Annotated in this window: 11 protein-coding genes; 4 read left to right on the top strand and 7 right to left on the bottom strand. The window is 57.8% G+C overall.

Annotated features, from left to right (window positions below):
- Positions 1–5: 5 nt before the first annotated feature.
- On the bottom strand, positions 6–944 hold the full coding sequence (locus RA28_RS10540; protein WP_193747394.1) for a glycosyltransferase 61 family protein: 939 nt from the start codon (positions 942–944) through the stop codon (positions 6–8).
- 110 nt (positions 945–1,054) lie between these two features.
- A complete protein-coding gene (locus RA28_RS10535) occupies positions 1,055–2,104 on the bottom strand; it encodes a DegT/DnrJ/EryC1/StrS family aminotransferase (RefSeq protein ID WP_241481114.1) in 1,050 nt (349 codons plus the stop codon).
- A 468-nt stretch (positions 2,105–2,572) separates the two neighbouring features.
- Here RA28_RS10535 and rfbC point away from each other — a divergent pair, with 468 nt between their 5' ends.
- Genes rfbC through rfbA form a run of 4 tightly spaced genes read left to right on the top strand, consistent with a single transcriptional unit; the run spans position 2,573 to position 5,924 of the window.
- Positions 2,573–3,139, top strand: a complete 567-nt coding sequence (gene rfbC / locus RA28_RS10530; RefSeq protein WP_039528055.1) for a dTDP-4-dehydrorhamnose 3,5-epimerase — start codon at positions 2,573–2,575, stop codon at positions 3,137–3,139.
- Complete coding sequence (gene rfbB, locus RA28_RS10525) at positions 3,139–4,179, top strand: dTDP-glucose 4,6-dehydratase (RefSeq protein WP_039528052.1); 1,041 nt, start codon at positions 3,139–3,141, stop codon at positions 4,177–4,179. The genes rfbC and rfbB overlap by 1 nt, the downstream gene beginning before the upstream one ends.
- On the top strand, positions 4,176–5,039 hold the full coding sequence (gene rfbD, locus RA28_RS10520) for a dTDP-4-dehydrorhamnose reductase (protein WP_039528050.1): 864 nt from the start codon (positions 4,176–4,178) through the stop codon (positions 5,037–5,039). Before rfbB ends, rfbD begins: the two co-directional genes overlap by 4 nt.
- An 18-nt stretch (positions 5,040–5,057) precedes the next feature.
- The gene (gene rfbA / locus RA28_RS10515; protein WP_039528045.1) at positions 5,058–5,924 is read left to right on the top strand and encodes a glucose-1-phosphate thymidylyltransferase RfbA; all 867 of its coding nucleotides are present in this window, start codon (positions 5,058–5,060) and stop codon (positions 5,922–5,924) included.
- A 98-nt stretch (positions 5,925–6,022) separates the two neighbouring features.
- Here the strand turns inward: rfbA and RA28_RS10510 are convergent, their stop codons facing one another.
- From RA28_RS10510 to RA28_RS10490, 5 genes are all read right to left on the bottom strand, one after another.
- Positions 6,023–6,958 carry a hypothetical protein gene (locus RA28_RS10510; RefSeq protein ID WP_039528042.1) on the bottom strand — a complete coding sequence of 312 codons (936 nt, stop codon included), beginning with the start codon at positions 6,956–6,958 and terminating at the stop codon, positions 6,023–6,025.
- Positions 6,948–7,592 carry a 4'-phosphopantetheinyl transferase family protein gene (locus tag RA28_RS22240; RefSeq protein WP_152612064.1) on the bottom strand — a complete coding sequence of 215 codons (645 nt, stop codon included), beginning with the start codon at positions 7,590–7,592 and terminating at the stop codon, positions 6,948–6,950. The genes RA28_RS10510 and RA28_RS22240 overlap by 11 nt, the downstream gene beginning before the upstream one ends.
- Before the next feature lie 65 nt (positions 7,593–7,657).
- The gene (locus RA28_RS10500; RefSeq protein WP_039528040.1) at positions 7,658–12,277 is read right to left on the bottom strand and encodes a MupA/Atu3671 family FMN-dependent luciferase-like monooxygenase; all 4,620 of its coding nucleotides are present in this window, start codon (positions 12,275–12,277) and stop codon (positions 7,658–7,660) included.
- A 2-nt stretch (positions 12,278–12,279) separates the two neighbouring features.
- Positions 12,280–13,290 carry a glycosyltransferase family 2 protein gene (locus RA28_RS10495; protein ID WP_039528037.1) on the bottom strand — a complete coding sequence of 337 codons (1,011 nt, stop codon included), beginning with the start codon at positions 13,288–13,290 and terminating at the stop codon, positions 12,280–12,282.
- 2 nt (positions 13,291–13,292) lie between these two features.
- On the bottom strand, positions 13,293–19,736 hold the full coding sequence (locus RA28_RS10490; RefSeq protein ID WP_039528034.1) for a type I polyketide synthase: 6,444 nt from the start codon (positions 19,734–19,736) through the stop codon (positions 13,293–13,295).
- Between the last annotated feature and the right edge of the window lie 318 nt (positions 19,737–20,054).

The raw sequence follows: 20,054 nt of genomic DNA, 5'->3' as shown, positions 1-20,054 counted from the left end.
TTTTGTCATGTGAGCAGATCAATCAGACGATCCAGATCGGTAAGATCAACGTTGAAACCGTTTTGGGCATGGTCTCCAACCAGAAAGGCGAAGCGCATATTCATCCGGTCGGTGAAATCCTTGTAAGGCATCGCAAAGCGATCCGGGGGCTCGAGAACAAGAAGTGCGGCATCATCAGCCATAGTATAGATGGCATGTGCAAGATGGCTGCCTTCGACACTTATGACCAGTTTTGCGTCTATCATTCTGCGGCAAACATCTTGGGTGCTGAGGACCGCAGGTTCTACGATATCGAAGCCCAGATTAGTCAAATGTTCTTCGAGATCATGCTCATTCGCAACGATGCGAGCTTCGCCCGTTACACCGCGTTTGAGATACACCCGCTTGAAGCTTTCGGAAGCAGTTTCATTTATCGAGTGACGCAGGCGTTGTCGCAGCGTCTGATAACGACCCTGTTTCAAGCTGTTTTGCGCAAAATCTCTGTAGACGATGACTTCGTGGCACCGGGCGCGACCGACCCGCAGCGGACGGGGCAATCCCAGTATCTCCCGGTAACCAGCCTCGTGTTCGTAGGCTTTGGTCTGTAGGCCGATCCTATTGTCACCAGCTTTTGGAAGTAGTTCCAGCGGGAATTCATCGAGAAGAAAATTGCCAAAAAAGTTGCTGCCAGGTGAATTTGATACTAGGTGGACATGATCCAGCTTTGTGAATTCCCTCGGGTGACGCTGGAACAGCTTGTCTGGTCCGAAACCATGTTGCGCCTTGAATGCTTCGCTATAAATCCAGGCGCCATTTATTCTGACATCGCGCAGCAGATATGCTGTTGAACGGGCATGCGTCGCCGTGCCCCCAAGCACTCTGGGTTTTTCGTATTCCTGAGAGGACCATGGGGAATAGGCGCTGATTTTATCCAGAGTACCATCCAGATAGATCGCGGGTGCCACGGTTGTTGTTTCCTCAGCACACAGGTCCCAGGTTTTGACGGCAATGTCCTTGAGGTCTGGCCGATGCCCAGACCTTAACCGGTGAAAGGCCCACAATACCTTTGCATAATTCAGCAAGATGGATCTCGTAAAAGACTGATGACCCAATTCTGGTCTGTCGGGTCCAATTCCGGAAAAAGGGGTAAACACAGGATGCGCGCCGCAATATCTTGGGCAACCGGAAGCGTTTGTGGAACTGCCGATGGCAGGTCGCGATAGGGCTGCATATCCGAAATAAGCGGGTAAAAATAACGTCGGGCAAAGATATTATGCTGTGCCAGAAAGTCGTTTAGGGCATCGCGGGACAACGGATAGCTCTGGTCGACCATAACCGGGAACAAATAGTGGTTCGTCGTGACATCGGCTGGTGGCCGGGCAAAGCTCAGCCCCTCGATCCCGGACAGACCGTCAATATATTGATTTACCAGCTTTCCGCGCGCTTTGATGTTGCCGGTGACATAAGGTAATTGTTCAAGACCAACGGCTGCGTGCAATTCGCTCATTTTGGCATTTATTCCCCAATTAAGAACGTTTGTTTCGCCTTCGAAGCCATGATTGATCAGAGCATCTACGCGCTTCAGGAGCGCAGGATCACGCGAAAAGACAGCGCCGCCCTCCAGCGTATTGAACACTTTGGTTGCGTGAAAGCTTGTGACTGCACAGGTCCCGTAATCCAGAAGGCTTCGCGCGCCGACGCGAACCCCGAATGCATGTGCTGCATCATAGACAAGGGGGATGCCGTGGCGTTCTGCAAGAGCATGAAGTTCAGCAAGATTGCACGGATTGCCAAAGCTGTGAATGCCCAGAACGGCTTCGGTCTTTGGTGAAATGAGCCGCTCTACGGCGCTTGGAGAAATATTTAGGGTAACCGGATCGATATCCGCAAAGACAGGCTGCGCCCCGGCCATTATGATCGCGTTTGTCGTCGCCACAAAAGAAAAGGGTGAGGTTATGACTTCGCCTGTGACACCCAAAGCCCGTAGTGCAATCACAAGGCCGAGGGTGCAATTGGCGACAACCCTAGGGCTGGGGACGCCCAGATATTCACCAAGTTCGGTTTCGAACTTTCGTGCGATTGGGCCGTTATTGGTAAGGATACGCGACTCCCACATCGACTCCATATGGCGCACCACCTTTTCCAAAGGCGGTAAATTTGGTCGGGTTACAAATAACTCTGTAGAGTGCGAAACACTTGGTTGGGTTGGCCTAAGGGTCTTTTGTGCGACAAGAGACATTTTTCGCCATACCTTTGATGTGAACGAATATATTGGAACAAAGGTTGCCTTCCCGGTCAAGCTTTGCGGTCACAACGAATTGTGAATGTCTGAGCCTTCAATGGTGCGGGTCGAGACAATCAAGCCCTTCTGTCAAAAGAGACGGTGAGGTGCCGTATTGTCAAATATATCTGAACTGCGGCGATAACAGACTTTTGTAACCAAGCTGATTTGCTCGGATTTTGCCCGTGTAATGGACCTGTTTTAAACTTGTTATTCCCAGAGCGTTAAACATAGGTTTGGCTAAATACAAACGGATATGGCAGAATCTTTGGACATTGCGCCGGTGGATCGCGGGAAAAGAGAATTTAAATTATGAAGTTGACGCGTCTTGCTGTTCCGGAAGTGATTTTGGTTACGCCTAAACGATTTACCGATCCTCGCGGGTTCTTTGAGGAAACCTATAATCAGGATAGTTTTGCTGCGGGTGGTATCAAGACAGTGTTCGTTCAGGACAATCATTCCCTGTCCTGCGCCGTCGGCACTGTACGCGGCCTGCATTTCCAAGCGCCGCCAAAAGTGCAGGCGAAGCTGGTGCGCTGCGGGCGGGGACGACTTTTCGATGTCGCGGTGGACATCCGTAAGGGTTCACCCACATTTGGCCAGTGGGTCGGTGAGGAATTGAGTTTCGAGAGTGGCCGGATGCTGCTGGTACCTGCGGGTTTCGCGCATGGGTTCATGACATTGGAGCCCGATACCGAGATCATATACAAATGTTCGAATACGTACGCTCCGGAAACAGAAGGCGTTATTCGGTGGGATGATCCCGATATTGGAATCAATTGGCCGTTGGGTATGGTCGAACCGCAATTGTCGGATAAAGATAAATCAGCGCCATTTTTGCAAGACACAGAGACCCCGTTTACGATTGAGGATTGTTAATGAAAATTTTGGTCACGGGCGGCGCGGGTTTTATCGGCTCTGCCGTTATCCGCCGCGCGATTGCCGAAGGGCATTCTGTTGTGAATGTCGATGCTCTTACCTACGCGGCCTGTCTGGACAATGTTGCCACGGTGGCGCTTGCGCCTGAATATAGCTTTGAGCACGCCGATATCCGGGACGCCGCTGCGATGGCCAGCATTCTGCGCAGGCATCAACCCGATGCGATCATGCATCTGGCCGCCGAAAGCCATGTTGATCGTTCTATTGACGGTCCCGCCGCCTTTATCGACACCAATATCACCGGCACCTATGTGCTGCTGGAGGCGGCGCGTGCCTACTGGATGGATGCTGGCCGCCCCGAGAGCTTCCGCTTTCATCACATTTCGACCGATGAGGTCTTTGGATCTTTGGGCGAGACCGGCCTTTTCACCGAAGATAGCCCCTACCAGCCCAATTCGCCTTATTCGGCCTCGAAGGCCGGATCTGACCACCTTGTCCGGGCCTGGCGCGAAACCTATGGTCTGCCTGTGGTGCTTACCAATTGCTCGAACAATTACGGCCCCTATCAGTTTCCGGAAAAGCTGATCCCGGTCGTGATCCTGAATGCGTTGTCTGGCAAGCCCATTCCTATCTACGGGGCGGGGGAAAATATACGCGACTGGCTGCATGTCGAAGACCACGCCGAGGCGCTGCTTGTGGTGTTGGAAAGAGGTGAACTGGGACGCAGTTATAATTTAGGCGGGGAGAACGAGATGACAAATCTCGATCTGGTCAAAATGCTCTGCGCAATACTCGATCGTTTGAAGCCCGACAAAATGCCCTATGCCGATCTGATCACCTTCGTCACCGACCGTCCCGGCCATGACCGTCGCTATGCAATCGACCCGACCCGGGTCCGGGAAGAACTGAACTGGCGCCCTTCTTACACACCTGAAACCGGGCTGGAGCAAACAGTTCAATGGTATCTGGACAACGGCGCATGGCTGGCTGCTCTGCAGGACCGCAGCGGTGTGGGAGAGCGGCTTGGGGTCGCTGAATGAAGGCACTGATCTTCGGCCATAATGGGCAGGTGGCCACGGAACTGCGCAGACGTGCGTCAGCGCATGGCATCACGATTGAGGCGCTGGATCGCTCCCAAGCGGACCTGTCTGATCCGCAGAGTTGTGCTGACGCTATCAGAAACATGGACACCGATGTGATCATCAATGCCGCGGCCTATACGAAGGTCGACAAGGCCGAAGATGAGGCCGAACTGGCTCAGGTGATCAATGGCGATACGCCAGGTGCCATGGCATGCGCCGCAGCAGAAAGAGGTTTGCCCTTCCTGCATATCTCGACCGATTATGTTTTTGACGGGACAGGGGATGATCCCCGAATGCCGCTGGACCCAGCCAGCCCGTTGGGAGTTTACGGTCAGACCAAGCTGGAGGGAGAGCAACAGATCGCCCAGGCAGGGGGGTGGTTTGCGATCCTGCGGACAAGCTGGGTGTTTTCAGCGCATGGCCATAACTTTGTCAAAACCATCCTGAGGCTGGCCGAGACCCGAGACGTGCTGACCATCATAGCGGATCAGATCGGGGGGCCGACCCCGGCGGCCGATATAGCTGACACGTTGCTAGCCATAGCTAAAACCGGACGGCAGGCCGAAGGCGGCCTGTTTCACTATTCCGGTGCTCCAGACGTCAGTTGGGCAGGTTTCGCGCGCGAAATCGTCTCTCAGGCGGGCCTGACAACACAGATCGAAGACATTCCAACAAAAGACTACCCGACCCCAGCCCCCAGACCCCTGAATTCGCGTCTGGAGTGTTCGCGGCTTAAAGATATCTTCGAAATTACCCGGCCCGACTGGAAAATCGGTCTGGCCAATGTATTGGCTGAATTGAAGGTCGCGAGCGGCTGAATCCTGAAAGGACAGATCATGCAGCGCAAAGGTATTATTCTTGCCGGTGGGTCCGGCACTCGGCTTTATCCGATCACCATGGCGGTCTCAAAACAGCTGTTGCCGATCTACGACAAGCCGATGATCTTTTATCCGCTCAGCGTCCTCATGCTCTCCAACATCCGCGAGATCGCGATTATCACGACGCCACAGGATCAGGATCAGTTTCAGCGTCTGTTGGGTGACGGCAGCCAGTACGGCCTGTCGCTCACTTGGATTACTCAGCCATCGCCTGACGGGCTGGCGCAGGCTTATATTTTGGCCGAGGACTTCCTTGCGGGTGCTCCGTCCGCGATGATCCTGGGTGACAATATCTTCTTTGGCCATGGTCTGCCGGATTTGCTGCGTACCGCAGATGCGCAAGAGGACGGTGGCACCGTATTTGCCTATCGCGTCGCTGATCCTGAACGCTATGGCGTGGTCGATTTCGAAGGTCAGAAAGTACGCGGTATCATTGAAAAGCCAAAAGAGCCACCCTCAAACTACGCGGTGACAGGGCTTTATTTCCTAAACGGGGATGCCCCGGCCCGTGCCCGTCAGGTTCAGCCGTCAGAACGTGGCGAGCTTGAGATCACGTCATTGCTTGAGATGTATCTGAACGAAGATCTGCTGAATGTTCAGACCATGGGTCGTGGCTTTGCCTGGCTAGATACTGGTACGCATGGGTCGCTGCTGGATGCAGGGAATTTCGTGCGTACGCTGACAGACCGGCAAGGCATGCAAACCGGCAGCCTAGACGAGATTGCCTGGGAAAACGGTTGGATTGATGATGCGGCCCTGGAAGAGCGGATCCGACTGTTCGCCAAGTCCACATATGGCGCGTATCTGACAAACTTGTTGGATTGAGCCAGAAGCCCCTGATGGGTATCGCAGTTGTCGGCGCAAAGCGCTTTACAATCCGTCCGGTGCTGTGGTCACAGGATGTACGACCGGCCAAAGACCGTTCAGTCTTGGGACACACCGGTCCGTCTGTATGATTTCACCACATCCCAGACTGTTTCCTGCATCAGTTGGGCAGCCGTTGGTCCGGGGTCGGCTGCAGGTGTCCCGTCGGCCTTGCTCAACTCATGCGGCAGCCCAACCGGTGATTTTTGATAGAGTACGGCATAGTGGGTCAGAGCAACCAGATAGGTACCGTAGTCGTTGAGGTGGATATCGTCAGAAAACAGATCCCTGCGACCCGAGATTGAGCCAACACCGTCGCGCCGTTCAATCTCTTTTACGAACTGCGACATAACTTGACCGGCGGGGATGACATAGACAGGTTGCGGGTTATCTTCGTGGGCCAGAGCACGCCGTAGAATTTCTGTTTCCCAATAACGCTCCAAATCCTTGTCCAGCCGTTCCAGCCAGTCTTCTTCACCGTCTAGCGAATGCCATGTTTCGTAAAGGTAGACACGCATATCCGGATTGGACTGCCTGCCGAGCTGGACCCATTCATGCAGGTATTTTGCGCTGTCGAAATATTTGATGGCAGCCCGGATTTCGACCATCTCGGTCAGGATCAGGGTGTTGTAATCTCCGGTGGCGATTGCTTCCTGGGCATCCGCGTAGTCCGAGGGTGAATTTCTAAGCTCGAACCCATTGATCGTTTCTTCTGGTTCCCAATGGGCTTTCAGCGGCGTTCCCCACCCCAGTTGACTGCTGTAATCGTGGTCTTTTCCGGCAAGCTGCGTCAGCATGGCCGGCATGTCGGGCCCCACAAGGCTGTGCCCAAGATGAAAAACACTCTGCGGTTTGGTCGGGGCAGGGGCCGGCAGGTCATAGAGGGCATCAAAGGCTTCGGCCTCCATGGGTTTGGTTGATCCCAGCCGTGCCAGCCCAACAACGGTGGCTATGGCAAGCAGGGCAAAAGCGGGAATGTAGCGTTTAATCTTCATAATTAGGGGCCGTGCTATGAACGAATGGACAGGATATTTCCGTAAGGCTTGCATAAATGGAAACACTATGCGCAACGGCGCCTAGTCTGGTTTCGATAGGTAGGACTTCGGCACGATCACTAGATTTTAGAATAAAGCCTGTGATGTTCTGAAACGGTAGTCTGACTTCCACCTCCTCAAGCCTAAGAACCTGACCAGTCAGTGGGTAAAGCGCCTTGTAGAAACTTTCTTTCATGCAAAAGACCTGCTTAGCTAGGTGCCCGCATCGCTCTTCGCAGTGCGCGTCCAACCACGCCCGCTCAGAGGGGGGGCAGATGACATCTTCGAGGTCGGGGTCCAACGGTGTTCCGGGCTCGATGTCGATACCGACGCTGCGCCCGGAACTGCTCTGGGTCACGACTGCAATGCAGACGTCATCACTATATGTAGTTGATACCACCAGACAATCCGACCAGATCGGGCTGCAATCCGGGGCCATCAGTACGGCTTTGGGTGCGTGGCCCATATCTAACATCGCCTGGCGCGCGGCGACGCGGCCCGATGTAAATTCCAACGTGCACTTTTCCACAGCGCGCACCATCGAGGGCATTTCTTCGGGCCGTAGCGTGTCTTCTGAGGCCTTGGGATTGGTCACGCCAATACCAATATTGGGGGCTCGAGTATCTTGTTTAAGCTCGGCCTTTATCAACACAAACCTGTTCACGCTGTCCGTCTGCGGGCCCGCATTTCGCGGCGTCGGGCCATGGCATCGCTGCGCCGACCGGCCTTTTCCGGGGACGGCTGAGCAGCCTTGTCCTCGACCGGTTTCGACCCGGTTTTCTTGTCGACGGTTTCGGCCAGGCCTGCCAAGGTCGGGAACCGAAAGATATCGGTGATGCTGAGACCGGGCACGTTCAGCTCTTTGCGGATTTCTCGATGGACTTGAACGGCCAGCAAGGAATGCCCGCCTAGATCAAAGAAATTATCCCGCCCGCTGATGTCGGAAACCCCCAGAATTTGCGACCAGATCGCTGCAATCTTCTGCGTGGCTGAATCGCCGGAAGCCGGAGCAGATGCAGACGCCGCAACACGCGGCTTCTGAACGATCGGGGCGGGCAGGGCCTTGCGGTCGACTTTGCGGTTAGGCGTCAGCGGGAAACTGTCCAGCGTCATGAAATGCGTGGGCACCATGTATTCCGGCAATTGAGCAGATAGGGTCTGACGCAGCACCTTGTCGTCCACCGGTTGGTCGGCCGTCATATAGGCCGCCAGTTGCACCAGACCTGGCGTGTCTTCCCGTGCGATGACAACCGACTGCCGCACGCCGGATTGCGCGTCGATTAGGCTCTCGATCTCGCCAAGCTCGATACGGTAGCCGCGCAGCTTGATCTGGTGATCCGCACGGCCCAGGAAATCGAGCCGTCCGTCTGTGCGCCAGCGTACCAGATCCCCGGTGCGATAAAGTCTTGCGCCGGGCGTGTCCGAGAACGGATCGGGGACGAAGCGCTCGGCTGTCAGGTCTTCGCGCTGCCAGTAGCCACGGGTCACGCCCGCGCCGCCGATGTAAAGCTCTCCGGCCACGCCAATGGGGACTGGGTTTTTGTCGTCATCCAGCACATAGACCTGCGTATTTGCGATCGGGGTTCCGACATTGACCACGCCGTCCACGGGCGCGGCGGTTTCGGTCGTGGACCAGATGGTCGTTTCCGTGGGCCCGTACATGTTTTCAATATGGGACGGAGAAAGCTTGTTGATCTGTTTCACCAGCGATCCGGGCAGGGCTTCCCCACCGATCATCATGTGATTGACCTTGGACAGCACAAACCGCGCCTCGTCATTCATGAGGATCATCTGTGCCATGCTGGGGGTGCATTGCATGTGGCTGACCTTGTGGCGGATGATCTGGGCCGCGATCGAGAAGTCATCCTCGGCCAACCCGACATCCTGATTTGAACGCCGCAGAACCTCGGCCAGAGGTTTCAGCCCCTCCATCACCTGATCCACCGAGATGCCATAGTCGATCAGGCAGGCAATCTCATCAACGCCGATCCGTTTCAGTTCCTCCACCCTGTTCAGGCAATCTTCGACCGTGCCGAACAGGCCGGAATCCTCGAAATACCGCAGGAAGGCGAAATCGAGGATACCTTCCATTTCCTCGTCAGACAGGCTGCCAAGGTCCAGCTGGAACGGGTTCGACACGCCTTGCGGTTTCTTGAAGGCCGGGAAAGCCCAGGCATATTGCTTGATCAGCCCGGCGGCCGAGCGCAGGTAATCCTTCATCGGCTCACGCGCAATCTCGCGCACGTCTTCGCGGTCTTCTCCGACAAAGGTGTGCAGCATCAGGGTAACCTTGTGGTCATCCGGGTCATGACCCGCCTCGCGCAGGGCCGTCTGATAGATGGTGATCTTGTCGGCAACTTCCTGAACGCTTTGCCCCAGCAGGTGGGTCAGAACATTGGCCCCGATGGCACCGGCCTCGCGCCAGGTATCGGGGTTGCCAGCCGTCGTAACCCAGACGGGCAAGGTCTTGGAGACCGGGCGCGGTTGCGTGACAACGCCATGCATCTCGCCGGATTTGGTTGGAAATTCCACCGTTTCCCCGGCCCAGAGCCGGCGCAGCGTTCCGATTGCCTCTAGCATGGCGGGTTTGTTTTCCGGGGGTGTGTTCTCGGGTTTAAGGACAAAATCATCCGGCTGCCAGCCGGACGCGATGGCCAGGGCCGCGCGCCCATTGGTCAGATTGTCGATCACCGCCCATTCCTCGGCAATGCGTGCCGTGTGATGCAGCGGCGCGACGCAGCTGCCCGCGCGTACCCCGATATTCTCGGTCACAGCGGCCACAGCGGCTCCGGTGACCGACGGGTTGGGGTAGGGGCCGCCAAAGGCGTGGAAATGACGCTCGGGCGTCCAGACGGCACAGAACCCGTTCTTGTCGGCAAATTTTGCACCCTCAAGCAGCAGCTTGTACTTGTCCCGGCCAACGCCATCATCATTGCCCCAATAGAACAGGCTGAATTCCATTCCCTTGCCGGTGATGGATTGTCCGGGGGCAGTGTCTCCGGCCACCAAGGCGCGGTTTTCGTCATCGCTGAGAACGATCTTGAAGCCGCGCGCCAGCGTCCAGAACAGCTCAAGCACCGAGATGTCGAAAGACAGGCTGGTCACCGCTAGCCAGACGCTCGCCGGATCGTGGGTGATGCGGTCGTCCATGCCGGTGAAGAAGTTTGACACGTTGCGGTGTTCGACCATGACACCCTTGGGCCGTCCGGTCGAGCCCGAGGTATAGATCAGATAAGCCAGGTTGGCCGAGGTCACGCCGATGTCCACGTTGCCGGTCGCGGCTGCTCCCAGCCGTTCATCTGTGTCCAGCAGCAAAGCTTGCGCGCCATGATCGGGCAGGTCCTGCGCCAGCGCGGATTCCGTCAGCACGACCTTTGCACCACTGTCCTCAAGATACAGAGCCGTCCGGTCGGCCGGGTAGGCCGGGTCCATCGGCACATAAGCCCCGCCCGCCTTCAGAATCCCCAACGCCCCGATCAGCAACAGCGGAGAGCGTTTGACATGCAGCCCCACAAGCGTATCGGGGCCGACCCCCATCTCACGCAGGACATGGGCAACCTGATTGGCCAGGGCATTCAGCTCGGCATAGGAAAAGCTGAGGTTTTCGAAGACCAGCGCAGGTGCGTCCGGGGTGCGTTCGACCTGGGCTTCGAACTGCTGGTGAACACAGGCGATTTCGTCATAGGCGATGACCGTGTTGTTCCAGTCCTGCAGGATCTGCGCGCGTTCCGTCTCGGGCAGAATGGAAAGCTCTGCAACAGGCAGGCCCATTGTGGCCGGGTCGGAAAGAGAGACGAGCAGGCTTTCGATCCGTGCAGCAAAGAGGTGCAGAGCGGCCTCGGAAATATGTCCGCTGTCGGCAAACAATACCGCCTGCTCGCCGGAGGTGGCCAGCGTCAGGCTTGTGCCCGGGATCAGCCCGGCTGATACGTCATCGGACAGACCGACCACAGGTGTTTGCAAGGGTGCCGCACCGGGCAGGCGTGCGGGGAGGTCAGCAGCAAACGGACCCAGCTCATGGGCCTGCGCGATGGTCTGAGCAAAACTCTCCTGCGCGTTCGAAAACGTCTGTTCGGCGTCAAAGCGCACCGGAACCCAGCTGTTGAGGTAGGGCGACGTCGACTCGTTCAGACGCAGTGCCAGGTCAAGGGTGAAGGCATCCCCGAGACGTGCCATGAGGGCGGCCAATGCCGCCTTGGCTGTGGCGCCGGCAAGGCCCGCCGGCATATGCAATGGCTGCGATCGTGGTGCGCCGGAAGGTGCCGATGCGTTGATCAGGGGAATTTCAACGGATTGCAGCGCCTCAAGATGGGCGCGCCATTCCGGCTCGGCTGGAAGCGCGTCAGCGATGGCCCGACCAATCGAAGCCGCCTGTTCCGCAGCCAGCGAGGGCAGGGCGCTGCCGCCGTTCAAAATGCCATCGGTCGGTACAGGCGCACCCAGACCGTTGCGCAGATCGCCGATCTCGATCGCACCCTCACCGGTAGCAATGGTCACACTCTCGGGGCTGCTGGCAAGAATGGTGCCGGGGGCGGCATCGGATTGCTGATCGCTCACCTTGGCCGCGCCGACCAGCCAGATCTGCCCATCGCGCTCAACCTTTGGTCGGCAGAGCGGGTTCCAATAATCCCCATGATCCAGCGCCCGGACCAGTGCGACCAGTTCATGCGCCGGTTTTGCGAAATCCAGCCGGGCCGCGGCCTCGGGGCGGTCGTTCTTGGCGAAATAACTGCGCTGCGACAGGTCCTGTGGGGCAGGGGGCTGATCCGCCTCCAGCGCCCGGATCACATCGCCAAAACTGTCGATGGCTGCTGCATAGCATTTGGTGTTCAGGGTCAGAGCGGTTTCGGTACTGCTGATGTCGAACAGGTTCTGGGCAACGATGCCGCCTTCATCCACCCCACCCGAAATCATATGCCAGGTAATCCCGTGCTGTGCCTCACCATTCAGAATCGCCCAGACCGGGGCATTCAGACCGGCATAGCGGGGCAGGGGACCGTCGTGAAAATTGACAGCACCCTTTTCGGCCTTGTCCAGCAAAGTCTGCGGCAACAGGTCCAGATTGGCGATGCTGAGCAGCCAATCAAATGACACCCCTTCGATCCGGTCCGGCAAGTCCCGACCGGGCGCATGGAGGGGCAGTTCATGCGATTTGGCCCATGTCTCGACATCCTTGTTGCGAGTGGCAACGCCCTGAATGCTGTGCCCCTCCTCCAACAGCATTTCCCCGCATTGAATGACAAGGGATTCATGGCCGGCAAGAAATGTGCTGAACGACATCGTTACTCTCCAATAACAGGCTTGGGCAAATTGTCCTGCTTGCGGTTGCGAAAAATCGCGCGCATGCAGGCAGTCAGGTCATGCCAGGCCAAGGTACGCAAAAAATGGGGGGGAACACCGCTGCGCTTGCGCGTGATCAGGCAACGCAGCCAATGCAGAAAGCCACCTATCAAATGCACGCACGTGGCGCAGGCGGCATAAAACGCTCCGTGGTTTTTGACGAAATAATGCAGGCGGGAATCAAACCAATAAGTTGGCACGCGCTGCCATGTTTTCATGCCGGTTGAAACGGAGCCGATATGCATAACCTCGCTGGGGCGCACATAGTCGGTCCGGTATCCGGCCAGGGTGGCCCGGCGGCACAGATCGGTTTCCTCGAAATACAGAAAGAACCGCTCGTCAAACAGGCCGATTTCATCCAGTACGCGCTGCCGCATAAGCAGGCTGGCCCCGGCCAGCCAGTCGACCGGGCGGGTTTCGGACGGGATGGGAATAGGCACGATCCGGTTTTTGAACAGCCGTGTAACAGGGCCAAAGTTGATACCGCTTTCAAATTCACTTGCAATCGAAGGGAAACGAAAGCTGGTCAGGTGCGGGTCACCGTCGTCGCCATAGATATAGCTGCCGGCAAAGCCCGCCTCGGGTGCGGTTTCCAGATGTTCCAGCAGCAACCGGATTGCATTCTCGGCCGGAAAGGCGTCGGAGTTCAGGATGTAGACATAGTTTGGCTGCGTGCCATCCGACAGACCTGCCCGGATGCCCACGTTGTTGCCCGCGCCAAACCCGCCATTATGGCCCGACTGGATGACCCGAACATGGTTGTTTTCATCCCAGCCCTGATCCTGAACATGCGCTGAAATGGCGTCGAAAGAACCATCCCGTGAGTCATTGTCCACAACGATGATCTCTCCGGCGATGCCGTCCATAGCCTGCCTTGCGGCCTCGATCGAGCGCAAGGTCATGTCCGGCGTCTTGTAGTTCAGGATGACCGTCAGAAGTTTGGGCTCAGACATGGCTATTCCGCCGCTTCCTGTATCATGGGATGTGGCCGTGCAATCTGGCGCTCTGCGTTTTCCAGACAGGATTTCATCTGGGCCGCCAGCACCCGCACATTTGGCTCAAGAACCATCGAGTCATGATCTCCGGGCACTTCGAATACTTCGATATTAGGGGCCCAGGGCGTCCAGTCATTGTCATGGGTCAAATAATAGCGCTCGTGATGCACCAGCTTGCCCAGTCCAAGCTCCCATTTCCCGACCAAAGGCGGGCGGAAAAGGGTCAGAGGCCCGTCCCATGGGTGCAAGGGATAGCTGTTGACGCTTTCCATGAAGGCGGCCTCGATCTCGGTGTCGTGGAATTGCTGCCCGGTTTCGGACGTTTCTTCCTTGGGCTGACGTTTTTGAATTTCCCATGCGATCCGGTTCTTGGCCCATTGAATCGGGTACCTGGCACCTTTGCTGCGCATCTCCTGGAACTGGATCTTCAAGCGATCCGCTTTGCTGAGCGGATGGCGTACCGGCAGCGGCGTGTCCAACATCACAAGCGCGGCGATTTCCTCGCCAGCTTCGGTCAGTTGGCGCGCAATTTCATAAGCCGTAATCCCGCCGCCCGAGAATCCGCCGAGCATGTAGGGCCCAGTGGGTTGAACCCGCCGCATTTCAGCGATGTAATCCTTGGCCGCCTCGCGCAGATCACGATGCGGTTCCTCATCCCCATAAAGACCGCGGGCCTGCAGGCCGTAGAATGGCCGGTTGGTCCCGACCAGATGTGCCAGATGGCGCAGGTTCAGCACGTTGCCAAACATGCCCGCCACCAGGAAGAAGGGTGTCTTGGGCCCGCCTTCGCCGGAATGCATCGGCACCAGATGGGTAAAGCGACGTTCCGGTGTGGACGGTGCCGACTCGGCAGGGGTATCTTCCCCGCCGTCTTTCGGCACGCCTCTGGCAGCGATGAGATCGGCGCATTTGCGGATGGTCGGAGCCTCGAACAGAACCGAAATCGGGAAGTCCACGTTATAGGCTTTACGGATCTGCGCGAACAGCCGGACAGCGATCAGGGAGTGACCGCCCAGATCGAAGAAACTGTCTTCGACGCCAATTTCATCCACGCCCAGAAGCTCCTGCCAGAACCCGGCAAGACGGCGTTCGATATCGTTTTCAGGTGCGACATAGTCAGAATCCAGTTCGGGCCGCTGGAATTTCTGATCCGAGCTTTCGGTGGAGGCTCCGCTGTCGGCAGCCTGTGCAATCAGCCCCTCCAGATCAAGCGAGGACAGGATGATCTGCGATTGTCCGCTGGTTAGCGCCTTGAAGAACAAAGCAGGCCCTTCCGATGCCGGAATGCCCTGTGACAGGTTGTGCCGCAGACGTTCCTCGGCCGGGGACAGGGGTGGCGGCGTGTCCACCTCGGAGGTGACCGCCGGAGTGGTTTCGGTAAAGGCGAAGTCCACCGCATTCTCCATCCGGCGGATCGAGAAGCCTTCGACCTCGATGCAGACCGTACCGTCGGGTGCGGCGATGGTGACATCGAAACTGGCAGTTTCGCCTTCAGCACGGTTGTCGTCAGCATTGCGGACCCAACTGACGATCTGCGCCGGCAGCGGAGCATATACACGCACGGACCGGTACGAGACCGGCACCCACAGGTGAGAAGCCTGATATCCAGCGATCAACTCCATCGCCCATCCCGTCGCCAGATCCATCAGGGCAGGGTGCAGGTGATAGCCTGCCTCGATATCCGACTGCAGGCCCTCGGGCAGGGCCAGATGAGCGAGACCTTCATCCTGCCCCAGCGCGGTCGAGGTCAGCACCCGCCAGCGCGGGCCGAAATTCAGATGCGCCTCCTGCAGGGACCGCAAGCGCCCTGCGCCTTCGGCCTGATGGGCCGGGCCACAACGGCTGGCGATGGCCGCCATATCCAGCGGTGCGGGTGCGATCAGTGGAAGCAGCGACAGGCTGGCCTGTGTGTTCAGTTCGAACGTGTCATCCGATCCGCTCTCAACCGTCAGATCATAGCCGACATCGCTGCGTGGCAAGCGCAGGCGGATCTGCTGATCTTCATTGTCCGACACCGCAAGGGGGCGCAGGAAATACAGATCACGGATTTCAAACGGGCCGGTTTCGCCCTGTACCCGCAGCGCCTCAGACGCCAGTTCCAGATAGCCGGTGCCGGGCACCAGAGCGTGACCGGCCTTGGTCCGGTGATCGTTAAGGAACCATCGATCATGGGCGTTATAGGTCGCACAGAGCAGGCGGTTTCCGGTGTCATCGAATGTTGCCTGATCCAGCATTGGCACATCTGCCGAAGTGACGGGCGCGGGCTCAGCGGATCCGGTCCGGGCCTCCATCGCGTCGGCGGCCATGCCAACATCAGCCCAGATGCCCCAATTGACCGACAGAACCTGCGTTTTGTCACCGGCGCGGGCACGGGCATAAGCATTCAGATAGTCATTGGCGGCCACATAATCGACCTGACCCACAGGGGCTGTTGCCGTCGAGGTAGACGAGAACAGAACCAGCCAATCCAGCGATCCGTCGGAGAAAATCTGGTTGATGACCTGCGTACCGTGAATTTTGGGCGTAAAGACGTCCTCGATCTCCATCATGGTCTTGGTCATGATCGGCGCATCGTCGATCAGGCCAGCCGCATGGATCACACCGTTGATCTGGCCGAATTCCTGTGTCGCGCTTTCAACGCATTGGCGCATCTCCTCAACGTTGCTGACATCGACCGACATCGGCAGGACCTTACCGCCTGCAGCTTCAAGCTTTTCAATGGCGCGGATGCGGCGGGCCGTTCTGTCTTGCGGGGCCGAGTTGTTCAGGACGTTTTCCCACTGATCACGCGGCGGCAGGTCTCCGCGTGCAAGCAGGACAATATTGGCATTCACTTTGGTAATCAGCGCCTCGGCCAGTGTCAGGCCAATGCCGCCAAAACCCCCGGTGATCAGATAAGTACCGCCATCGCGCAATGGCAGGTCATCCAGAGACGGCTCTGCCAGGGCCTGCGGGCGGTATCCCTGTTCAAACCGTTTGCCCGCGCGAATCGCCGCCGTGAACGAGGCAGGCGGGGCTATCAGGTCTTCGAGCACCTGATCGGTCAGGCCGTCGGGCAGGGCAGGCGCGCGGCGTTTGCCCGAGCTTTGCGGCAGGTCGATATCCAGCAGCGCACAGGTGAGGCCGGGGAATTCGCGCGGGATAACGCGGGTCGGGCCGGTCACGGTTGCTTTTTCCGGGTAGGGCAAGGCCTCATCCCGGACCTGCAACGCGCCCGAGCTGAGGACATGGAGATGCAGAGGCATCGGCAGATCTTCATCCCCGATGGCCTGCGCCAGGAAGAACAGGCTGTAAAAGCCCTGTTCCAGATTGCGGTGGAAGAAGCTGCCGCCGGGGCGGAAGGTCTCGGCCTGGGTCAGCAGCCAGCCATGTACGATCCGGGTTGGGATACGTTCCTGCGCGACCAGATCGCGGATCAGCGCATCATAGCTTTCGCGCCCGCGTTCAGGGGCCAGTTGATAGTGATCCTCGCTGATGCGTGCAAAGGCATCGCCGGGCGTGACCGTCACCACCTTATGACCGGCCTGTTTCAGACGCTCGGTCAGCTTGTTGCAAAGCCCGGCCTCATCCGCAAAGATCAGCCAGCTTTCCTGTGCCGCCTCCGACAGGTCTCCGGTGACATCGACATCGCAGGCCGCGTATTTCGGCGTCCAGGCGACGCGATAGCCCCAATCGGCGGTATCTTCGGTGCGCATCAGCCATTGGCTGGCCGTCTCCACCTGTGTCTTACCGGGTTCGATGAAATAGGGCGAGCGCTGGAAAGCATAGGTAGGCAGAGGCACCCGGTTACGACGCGCCTCGCCCCAGATCTGTTCCCAGTCAAACGTGCCGCCCAAGGCCCAGATACGGCCCAGCATGGCCATGAAATAAGCATCGTCAGCCACGTCATCATTCGGATGCCGCAGGCTGCTGATCACTTGATTGGCGTCCACCTTGTCATGCTGCCCGGTCAGCGAAGCCAGCGCTTTGCCGGGACCAACTTCGATGAAGATGCGCTCGGGGTTTTCGGCCAGTGTGGTGATGCAATCGGCGAAATGAACAGTGTTGCGCAGATGGCCGACCCAGTAGTCCGGATTCGTGGCATCAGCCTCGGTGATCCAGTCGCCGCTGCGGTTCGAGGGGAAGGGGATCTGTGGCGCCTGCAGGTCAATCGAGCGCAGATAATCGCCGAATTCCTGCAGGATCGGCTCCAGCATCCGCGAATGCGCGGCGATATCAATCGGGATGCGCTGACAATCGACACCTTGATTGCGCAGGCGTTCCTCCAGATCGTCCAGTGCCGCCTGCGGTCCGGTTGCGACGCTCAGGCTGGGGGCGTTGACGGCACCCAGATCAAGCGCGTCTCCTAGCAGCGGTCTCAGATCGTCGGCGGGCAGGGGGACACTCAGCATGCCGCCAGCGGGCACCGTGTCAAACAGACGCCCGCGCAGATGCACCAGACCGATGCAATCCTCAAACGACATCACGCCCGCCACGCAAGCGGCGGTGTTTTCGCCCATCGAATGACCGACCAGAGCGGTGGGCTGAACGCCCCATCCCATCCAGAGCTGCGCCAGCGCATATTCGGTGATCATTATCAGTGGTAGCTGCACTGAGGGGGTCTTCAACCGTTCACCTGCGGCCTCTTCCTGCCCCGGCTCAGGCAGCCAGATCGCGCGGATATCATAGTCGAGCTTGGCTTGCAGGATATCCAGACCCCGATCCATCCATTCGGCAAAGACCGGTTCGGTTTCATAGAGATCCCGCGCCATACCCGCATATTGTGCCCCGCCACCGGGGAACATGAACACATGCTCGGGAGTTTCCGAGATCACCGAATGCGTGAACACCCTGCGCGGATCGTTTTCCTCAAGGATCGCGGCGGCTTCCTCATGGGTTTCAGCGACAATCACACGCCGCTTTTCAAACCCGCGGCGCCCGTTTTTCAACGTCCAGGCGACATCGGCCAAATCCTGATTAGAATTGGCGCGCAGATGCTCGGCCAGCGCCGCGCTGTTGGCATCCAGCGCCTTTTTGCCCCGCGCCGAAACCGTGAGGATTTGAAACGGCCAATCTGACGGCTCAGATGCAGCCCGCTCGGGCGCTTCCTCCAGAATGGCATGTGCATTGGTTCCGCCAACACCCAGAGAATTGACCCCGGCGCGGCGCGGCCCCTTGTGCGAGACCCAATCGGTCAGAGTGTCATTCACCCGGAACGGGCTGTTCTCGAAATCGATCGCCGGGTTGGGCTTTTCAAATCCAAGGCTGGGCGGGATCTGCTTGTGGTGCAAAGCCAGTGAGGTTTTGATCAGGCTCGCAACACCGGCTGCTGTATCCAGATGGCCGATATTGGTTTTGACCGAGCCCAGTCGGCAAAAGCCGGTCTCTTGTGTGGTTTCCGAAAACGCCTGCGTCAGCGCGGCCACTTCGATCGGGTCTCCAAGATAGGTACCGGTGCCGTGGCATTCGATATAATCCACCGTATCGGGGCTCACGTCGGCCATAACATGGGCCTCGGAAATCGCGGCAGCCTGACCATCAACGGATGGCGCCAGATACCCGGCCTTGGCCGCGCCGTCATTGTTGATGGCGGTGCCCCGGATCACACCCCAGATATGGTCGCCATCCTCAATGGCATCAGACAGACGACGCAGGATGACAGCGCCCGCGCCTGAGCCAAACACCGTACCTTGCGCGCGGTGATCGAAGGCGTGGCAATGGCCGTCTGGCGAGAGCACCTCACCTTCTTTGTAAACATAACCCCTATTATGAGGGAGTTCGATCGTGACACCCCCAGCGATCGCCATATCGCACTCACCGGTCAACAACGCCTGTGTCGCGTAATGAGCTGCAACCAATGAGGTCGAGCACGCCGTTTGCACATTCACGCTCGGCCCCTTGAGGTCGAGGATATGGCTCAGCCGGGTCGACAGAAAGTCCTTGTCATTGCCGGTATGGCGCAGCAGGAACATACCCACGGCATCAACCAGATCCCGGTTTGAACAGACGTTGAAATAGAAATAGCTGCCCATGCCGCATCCGGCGAATACCCCGATGGGTCCGGGAAAACTCTCCGGCGGATAGCCCGCATTTTCCAGCGCTTCCCAGGCGACTTCAAGGAATTGACGATGTTGCGGGTCCATGATGGCGGCTTCTTTTGGAGACAAGCCAAAGAACTCGGCATCGAATTCCTCAAATCTGTCCAAGGGGGCCGCAAACGGCACATAGTCAGGCCGCTCAAGCAGATGCGGAGCTTCGCCATTCGCAAGAAGCTGCTCCCCACTGAGTTGGCGAATAGATTCCACCCCTGCACGCAGATTGCACCAATAGGTGTCAATCGAAGACGCGCCAGGCAAATGCGCAGCCATGCCAACGATTGCGATGTCGCCGTCCCTGGCAGAAATATTCACTGTAGAACCATCCATTAATAAACCGGTTTGAGTTTAGGTGGCATAGTTGGGATTGCCAAACGAAACCGTACGAAGACGAGGTGTTGCAGCCCCTTATATTTGCACAATCATCCCTGCGCTGGTTCGGATTTTCAATCACTTTACGGGGTGTGTGCTGTGAATCAGGAGGGCTCAAAGGTATCTCGGATCCCAACGCGTGGGGCGTTTCCGGTATGTAGACAATCTGGCGACATGTTCACCATTAAGCCGAGTTTTATTCTGGCTTGGAATAGAGATGGCTGCCACACCGCCTTTATAACGGCACAGCAAACTGGGAAAGCAGCTTTTGCCGAT

This window comes from Ruegeria sp. ANG-S4, assembly GCF_000814005.1.
GTDB lineage: Bacteria > Pseudomonadota > Alphaproteobacteria > Rhodobacterales > Rhodobacteraceae > Ruegeria.
This window is presented reverse-complemented; position numbering and strand designations above follow the sequence as displayed.

Bases quoted from the DNA above. Each gene is read 5' to 3' on its own strand.
- rfbA (WP_039528045.1), top strand. From the start codon at position 5,058: ATGCAGCGCAAAGGTATTATTCTTGCCGGTGGGTCCGGCACTCGGCTT.
- RA28_RS10495 (WP_039528037.1), bottom strand. From the start codon at position 13,290: ATGTCTGAGCCCAAACTTCTGACGGTCATCCTGAACTACAAGACGCCG.
- RA28_RS10500 (WP_039528040.1), bottom strand. From the start codon at position 12,277: ATGTCGTTCAGCACATTTCTTGCCGGCCATGAATCCCTTGTCATTCAA.
- rfbB (WP_039528052.1), top strand. From the start codon at position 3,139: ATGAAAATTTTGGTCACGGGCGGCGCGGGTTTTATCGGCTCTGCCGTT.
- RA28_RS10535 (WP_241481114.1), bottom strand. From the start codon at position 2,104: ATGGAGTCGATGTGGGAGTCGCGTATCCTTACCAATAACGGCCCAATC.
- rfbD (WP_039528050.1), top strand. From the start codon at position 4,176: ATGAAGGCACTGATCTTCGGCCATAATGGGCAGGTGGCCACGGAACTG.
- RA28_RS10490 (WP_039528034.1), bottom strand. From the start codon at position 19,736: ATGGATGGTTCTACAGTGAATATTTCTGCCAGGGACGGCGACATCGCA.
- rfbC (WP_039528055.1), top strand. From the start codon at position 2,573: ATGAAGTTGACGCGTCTTGCTGTTCCGGAAGTGATTTTGGTTACGCCT.
- RA28_RS10510 (WP_039528042.1), bottom strand. From the start codon at position 6,958: ATGAAGATTAAACGCTACATTCCCGCTTTTGCCCTGCTTGCCATAGCC.